The 6,000-nt window shown below is 70.3% G+C and carries 4 protein-coding genes; 1 reads left to right on the top strand and 3 read right to left on the bottom strand.

What is annotated here, in order from left to right; translation table 11 throughout:
- Nucleotides 1–476 precede the first annotated feature (476 nt).
- Nucleotides 477–1,028, bottom strand: coding sequence for a MarR family winged helix-turn-helix transcriptional regulator (locus ACIBJF_RS09025; RefSeq protein ID WP_399173028.1), 552 nt, complete (start codon nucleotides 1,026–1,028; stop codon nucleotides 477–479).
- A gap of 110 nt (nucleotides 1,029–1,138) precedes the next feature.
- On the opposite strand from ACIBJF_RS09025, the gene ACIBJF_RS09020 reads away from it, so the two are divergent.
- Entirely contained in the window at nucleotides 1,139–2,428 is a 1,290-nt protein-coding gene (locus tag ACIBJF_RS09020) for an MFS transporter (RefSeq protein WP_399173027.1), read from the top strand.
- A gap of 69 nt (nucleotides 2,429–2,497) precedes the next feature.
- Here ACIBJF_RS09020 and ACIBJF_RS09015 read toward each other — a convergent pair whose 3' ends face one another.
- Nucleotides 2,498–4,144 carry a SpoIIE family protein phosphatase gene (locus tag ACIBJF_RS09015; RefSeq protein ID WP_399173025.1) on the bottom strand — a complete coding sequence of 549 codons (1,647 nt, stop codon included), beginning with the start codon at nucleotides 4,142–4,144 and terminating at the stop codon, nucleotides 2,498–2,500.
- A gap of 132 nt (nucleotides 4,145–4,276) precedes the next feature.
- Nucleotides 4,277–5,656, bottom strand: a complete 1,380-nt coding sequence (locus tag ACIBJF_RS09010; protein WP_399173024.1) for an NAD(P)/FAD-dependent oxidoreductase — start codon at nucleotides 5,654–5,656, stop codon at nucleotides 4,277–4,279.
- Nucleotides 5,657–6,000: the final 344 nt, after the last annotated feature.

Here is a 6,000-nt window from a genome sequence, read left to right as displayed (position 1 = left end):
TTGAGTTCTCAAGGAACGGTCGCTTCCTTTGTACTCACCCTCTCGGGCTTTCCTCCGGGCGCTTCCCTTCGGTGTTTCCGACTCTATCAGATCTTTTCTCGATCCGATTTCCTCGGTGCTTTCCAGGTTCTCGCTTTCGCGTTTCCCTTTCCGGCGGTTCCGACTCTATCAGATCCTTTCGGCGTCTGACTCCCAGTCAGGGGGGCTTGTCTTCCCGGCCGTTGGGCCGTTCCGACGTCTCAAACCTTAGCGGATCCGCTCGGCGATTCCCAATCGGGCCGCCGGGCTTCCATTCGAATTGAATTCGGGCACGCCGAAAACAACCCGTCCGGGAGATCGTGCTGTTGGTGTGAGGTGCCGCTCGGAGCGGCTGAGGCGCTACCGAGGAACCGTTACGGCTCCGTGGCAACCCGAAGAACTTTACGGATCGACCAGGGGTGTGTCAACACCCCCTGTCAAGATCTTTTACGGTGACCTCAGTCGAGGTCGCTGAGCCGGCCGCCGGCGTCCGGCTGGGCGTGCTCCACCCTGCGCAGGAGTCTGGTCAGGACCTCGCCGAGCACTCCGCGCTCCGCCGGCGTGAGGTCCTGGAGCAGGTCCTCCTCGAAAACGGTGGCCAGGCGCATGGCCTCCAGCCACTTCTCGCGACCCTCGGGCGTCAGCTCGACGATCACCCGGACACGGTTGGACTCGTCGCGCTCCCTGGTGACGAGCCCCTCGGCGACCATGCGGTCGATCCGGTGGGTCATCGCGGCCGGCGTGAGGCCGAGCCGCTTGGCGAGGTCGCTGGGGCCCATGCGGTAGGGGGCGCCGGAGAGGACCAGCGCCTTGAGCACCTCCCACTCGGCGTTGCTGATGCCGAGGCCGGAGGTCTGGCGGCCGTAGGCGACGTTCATGCGGCGGTTGAGGCGGGACAGCGCCGACACGATCTTCTCGACCTGGGGGTCCAGGTCCTGGAACTCGCGCTGGTAGGCGGCGATCTGCTCTTCGAGCGTCGGCTCTGTGACGTCGGGGGCGGTGTCGGCCATGGCCGCAGTATCGCACGCACGTGCTTTGCATTGAAGTCCTTCCATGTGTAATCTTTAGCTTCAAACTTTAGCTTTGAAGTCTTCAGGGCTAACTACTGAAAGAGGTGAACGTGACCAGGGCGATGGGCGCAGCGATGCGCCGGATCCACGTGGGCAACGCACTCAGCGCGTTCGGGCTCGGCTTCACCGTCCCCTACCTGTACGTCTATGTGGCGCAGGTGCGGGGCCTGGGAGCCATGACGGCGGGAGTCGTGCTCGCCGTCTTCGCCGTGGCCGCGCTGATCGTGCTGCCGTTCGCCGGCCGGGCGATCGTGCGGCGTGGCCCGCTGCCGGTCCTGCTCGCCGCCCTGGTCACCGCCGCGCTCGGCGCGCTGAGCCTGGGGCTCGCGGGCAACGCCACCGCCGTACTGCTGTCGTCCGCGGCGCTCGGTGCCGGGCAGGCCGTGATGCAGCCCGCGCTGGCGACGATGATCGTGGACTGCTCCACGGCCGACACCCGGTCGCGCGCGTTCGCGACGCAGTTCTTCCTGCAGAACCTGGGGCTCGGCATAGGCGGTCTCATCGGCGGTCATCTCGTCGACACCACGCGCGTGTCGTCGTTCACGCTGCTGTTCACGATCGAGGCGGCGATGTTCCTGCTGCTGGTCGGCGTGATGGCGACCGTGCGGATGCCGCACTCGCCGCGGATCGAGAACGCGCCCGCGCGGTCGGCGAAGGGCAGCTGGAAGCAGTTGCTCGGGAACCGGGCCATGGTGCAGCTGTGCGTGCTGGGCTTCGTGCTGTTCTTCGCCTGCTACGGCCAGTTCGAGTCCGGGCTGAGCGCGTACGGCGTCGAGGCCGCCGGGATATCCACTTCCGCGCTGGGGACGGCCCTGGCCGCGAACACGCTGATGATCGTGGTCGCGCAGTTCGCCGTGCTGAAGTTCGTGGAGCGCCGTCGGCGGTCCCGGGTCATCGCCGGTGTCGGTCTGATCTGGGCCGTGGCCTGGCTGGCCGCCGGGTACGCGGGGCTGGGGCACGGCAGCCGGGAGATGGCCACCGCGGCCTTCGTCTCGACCTACGCGCTGTTCGGGCTGGGTGAGGCGATGCTGTCGCCGACGGTCGCGCCGCTGGTCGCCGACCTGGCTCCCGAAGGGATGGCCGGGCAGTACAACTCTGCGTTTGCGCTGGTCAAGCAGTTGGCGCTGGCTGTGGGTCCGGCGGTGGGCGGTCCGCTGGGTGCCTCGCTGCACGCGCCGTACGTCGTGACCTTCCTGCTGTTCTCGCTGGGGATCACGGTGCTCGCGCTGCGGCTGGGGCGGCGGCTGACCCCTGTCCAGGACCGGCCGTGGCTGGCCCGTGGCACTCGGGTGGTCGCCCGGGGTGGTGCACCCGCGGAGCCGGTGGCCGCGGAGGCGTAAGGCACCCGGTGCAATAGCGGGCCACGTGTGGGGCGCTGCTCGCTGAAAGGTGACCGTGCCCCACGGTGCCTAGCTCTTCGGCAACAGGAACTCGCACCACACCGCCTTGCCGCCGCCGGGCGTTCTGCGGCAGCCCCAGTTGGAGGCGATCGTCGCCACGATGGCGATGCCCCGGCCGGACTCGTCCCCCGGTTCCGCTCGCCGGCGGCGGGGAAGGTGATCGTCCCCGTCCGTCACCTCGATGATCAGGCGGCGGTCGGTGCGGCGGAGCCGCAGGCGCATGGGAGGCGTGCCGTGCTGGAGGGAGTTGGCGACGAGCTCGCTCGCGGCGAGCACCCCGAGATCGTGCAGCTCGGCCGGGAAGCGCCAGCTCGTCAGCACGCCCGAGGCGAACGCACGCGCGCGGGGGGCCGCCTCCACGCCGCCGAGGAGTTCCAGGGCCGCGTTGCGGAAGAGGTCGCCGTCGGGGCCCGTACGGGCGGGGTGCTGGAGGACGAGGACGGCGACGTCGTCGTCGTGGTCGGCGGTGACGCCGGCCGAGCGGACCAGGCGGTCGCAGATGACCTGTGGGGTGCCGGTCGCGCCGGCGAGGGCGCCTTCTAGGGCCGCGATGCCCTCGTCCAGGTCCTCGTCGCGGCGTTCGACCAGTCCGTCGGTGTAGAGCACGGCCGTGGAGCCCGGGCCGAGGGCGATGGAGCCGGAGGAGTGGATCCAGCCGCCGGTGCCGAGCGGCGGGCCGGTGGGCTCGTCGGCGCGGGAGACGGTGCCGTTCTCGTCGCGGACCAGGATCGGCAGGTGCCCGGCGGAGGCGTACACCAGCCGGCCCTCGTTGGGGTCGTGGACGGCGTAGACGCAGGTGGCGATCTGGTTTGCGTCGATCTCGGTGGCCAGGCCGTCCAACAACTGGAGCACCTCGTGCGGCGGGAGGTCGAGGCGGGCGTAGGCGCGGACGGCCGTACGCAACTGGCCCATGACCGCCGCCGCCCGCACACCCCGGCCCATGACGTCGCCGATCACCAGGGCCGTGCGGCCGCCGCCCAGGGTGATCACGTCGTACCAGTCGCCGCCGACCGCGGCCTCGGTGCCGCCGGGCTGGTAGGTGGCGGCGATGCGCAGGTCGTCGGGTTGTTCCAGCTCCTGCGGCAACAGGGAGCGCTGCAGGGTCACCGCCGTCTCACGCTGGCGGCGCTCGCTGGCGCGCAGCCGTTCGGCGGCCTCGGCGTGGTCGGTGACGTCGGTGGCGAAGACGAGCACGCCGCCGTCGCGGTCGCCGCCCTCGTCGACCGGGGTGCAGGTGAAGGTGTACGAGCGGCCGTCCACGGCCTTGCGGGACTTCAGGGTGCGGGGCTTGCCGCTGCGCAGCACCTGGTCGAGGAGCGGCAGCAGGCCCAGTTCGGCGAGTTCGGGCAGCGCCTCGCGGGCGGGGGTGCCCAGGGGCCGTACGCCGAAGGCCGCCGCGTAGGCGTCGTTGACGTACGCGATGCGGTGGTCGGCGCCGTGCACCAGGGCGACCAGGGCCGGGACGCGGTCGAGGACGTCGCGCGCGGGCAGTTCGTCGACGGCGGGCACCAGAGGTGTGCCGTCGGCAGGCTGTCCGGCGCGGGCCGCGGGGACGGAGCCTTCCCCTCGCCGGTCCGGGGAGACCGGGGGCTCGGTCCGCGCGGCGGCGCGGCGCTGCGTTCCGGGGAGCCGGGCGCTCCAGCGCGTGAAGTTCACTTGGGAAGAAGCCTCGTGGGTGCTTAAGGGCGGGCGGGCGGCCCGTCCGAGGACGTGGGGCAGTCTGGCAGGGGGCGAGCCGCGGCGACATCCGTCAGACGCCTGGGCGGGCCGGGGAGTTCCTGAGTCCGGTCAGGACGACCCCTTCGGGTCGTCCGAGGGGCTGTGAGGAGGCTTTCCACCGGCAGCGAGTTCGAACTCCGCTCGCGGATGTTCGAGCGAACCGAGCGAGACGATCTCCCTCTTGAAGAGCCCGGCGAGGGTCCATTCCGCCAGGACACGGGCCTTTCGGTTGAAAGTGGGCACCCTGCTGAGGTGGTAGACGCGGTGCATGAACCAGGCAGGGTAGCCCTTCAGCTTGCGCCCGTAGACCTGGGCGACGCCCTCGTGCAGGCCGAGGGAGGCGACCGAGCCGACGTACTTGTGGGCGTACGTCTCCAGGGGCTCGCCGCGCAGCGCGTGGGCGATGTTGTCGCCGAGGGTCCGGGCCTGGCGGACGGCGTGCTGGGCGTTGGGCGCGGTCTCGGTGCCGGGTTCGGCGGCGGTGACGTCGGGTACGGCCGCCGCGTCTCCGGCCGCCCAGGCGTGCTCCGTACCGTCGACGGTCAGCTGGGCGGTGCACTTCAGCCGGCCGCGCGCGGTGAGCGGCAGGTCGGTCGCGGCGAGCAGAGGGCTGGGTTTGACGCCGGCCGTCCACACGACCGTACGGGTCGGGAAGCGCTGGCCGTCGCTGAGGACGGCGACGCGGTCGGCGCAGGAGTCCAGGCGGGTTTCGAGGAGCACCTGGATGTTGCGGCGGCGCAGCTGGGTGACGGTGTAGCGGCCCATTTCCTCGCCGACCTCGGGGAGGATGCGGTCGGAGGCCTCCACGAGGATCCACTTCATGTCCTCGGGGCGGACGTTGTGGTAGTAGCGCGCGGCGTAGCGGGCCATGTCCTGCAGCTCGGCGAGTGCCTCCACGCCCGCGTAGCCGCCGCCGACGAAGACGAACGTCAGGGCGGCGTCGCGGATCGCGGGGTCGCGGGTGGAGGAGGCGATGTCCATCTGCTCGATGACGTGGTTGCGCAGGCCGATGGCCTCTTCGACGGTCTTGAAGCCGATGCCGTACTCGGCGAGGCCGGGGATGGGCAGCGCGCGGGAGATCGAGCCGGGGGCCAGCACGAGCTCGTCGTAACCGAGGAGTTCGGCCGGTTTTCCCTCCTCGGCGGTGGCGAGGGTGCGGACGGCGGCGGTGCGCACCGCGTGGTCGATGGACGTCACCTCGCCGACGACCACATGACAGTGGTCCAGGACGCGACGCAGCGGTACGACGACATGGCGGGGCGAGATCGAACCGGCGGCCGCTTCCGGAAGGAACGGCTGGTACGTCATGTAGGGGTCCGGAGTGACGACGGTGATGTCGACGTCACCCCGCCTGAGCTCGCCCTTCAGCTTCCGCTGCAGACGCAGTGCCGTGTACATCCCGACGTAGCCGCCGCCGACAACCAGAATGCGCGCACGTTCCTTCACCATCCCATGACGCACCCGACTCTGTTGTTTGTCCACAGCCCCGGCAATTTGTGTGACTGGCGGCCGGGCGCGCGCGGCGCCGGGCACGGTGCCGGGACGGGACGAAAGGGGGCAGGTCAGCGGGGGCGGGCGATGGGGCGCGAAGGTGAGGAAACGGGATGTACAAGACCCGTACTCCGATCGGGGGGCGCACTGTGCGGAACCTGCCCCTTCTGAATTGACTTCCTCTCAACTATGTTCGTGTGTCGACGGGGTGTAGGGAATGTGGTCGAACGGGTGTCGCGACGGGCGGCCCCGGTCGAGAACGACGTCAGTTCCACACGCTTCGGATCACAGGCGGGGAGTCT

Source organism: Streptomyces sp. NPDC050743, assembly GCF_044456925.1.
In the GTDB taxonomy this organism is placed as follows: Bacteria; Actinomycetota; Actinomycetes; order Streptomycetales; family Streptomycetaceae; genus Streptomyces.
The sequence above is the reverse complement of the archived record's forward strand: the minus strand, read 5'-3'. Positions and strand labels throughout refer to the sequence as shown.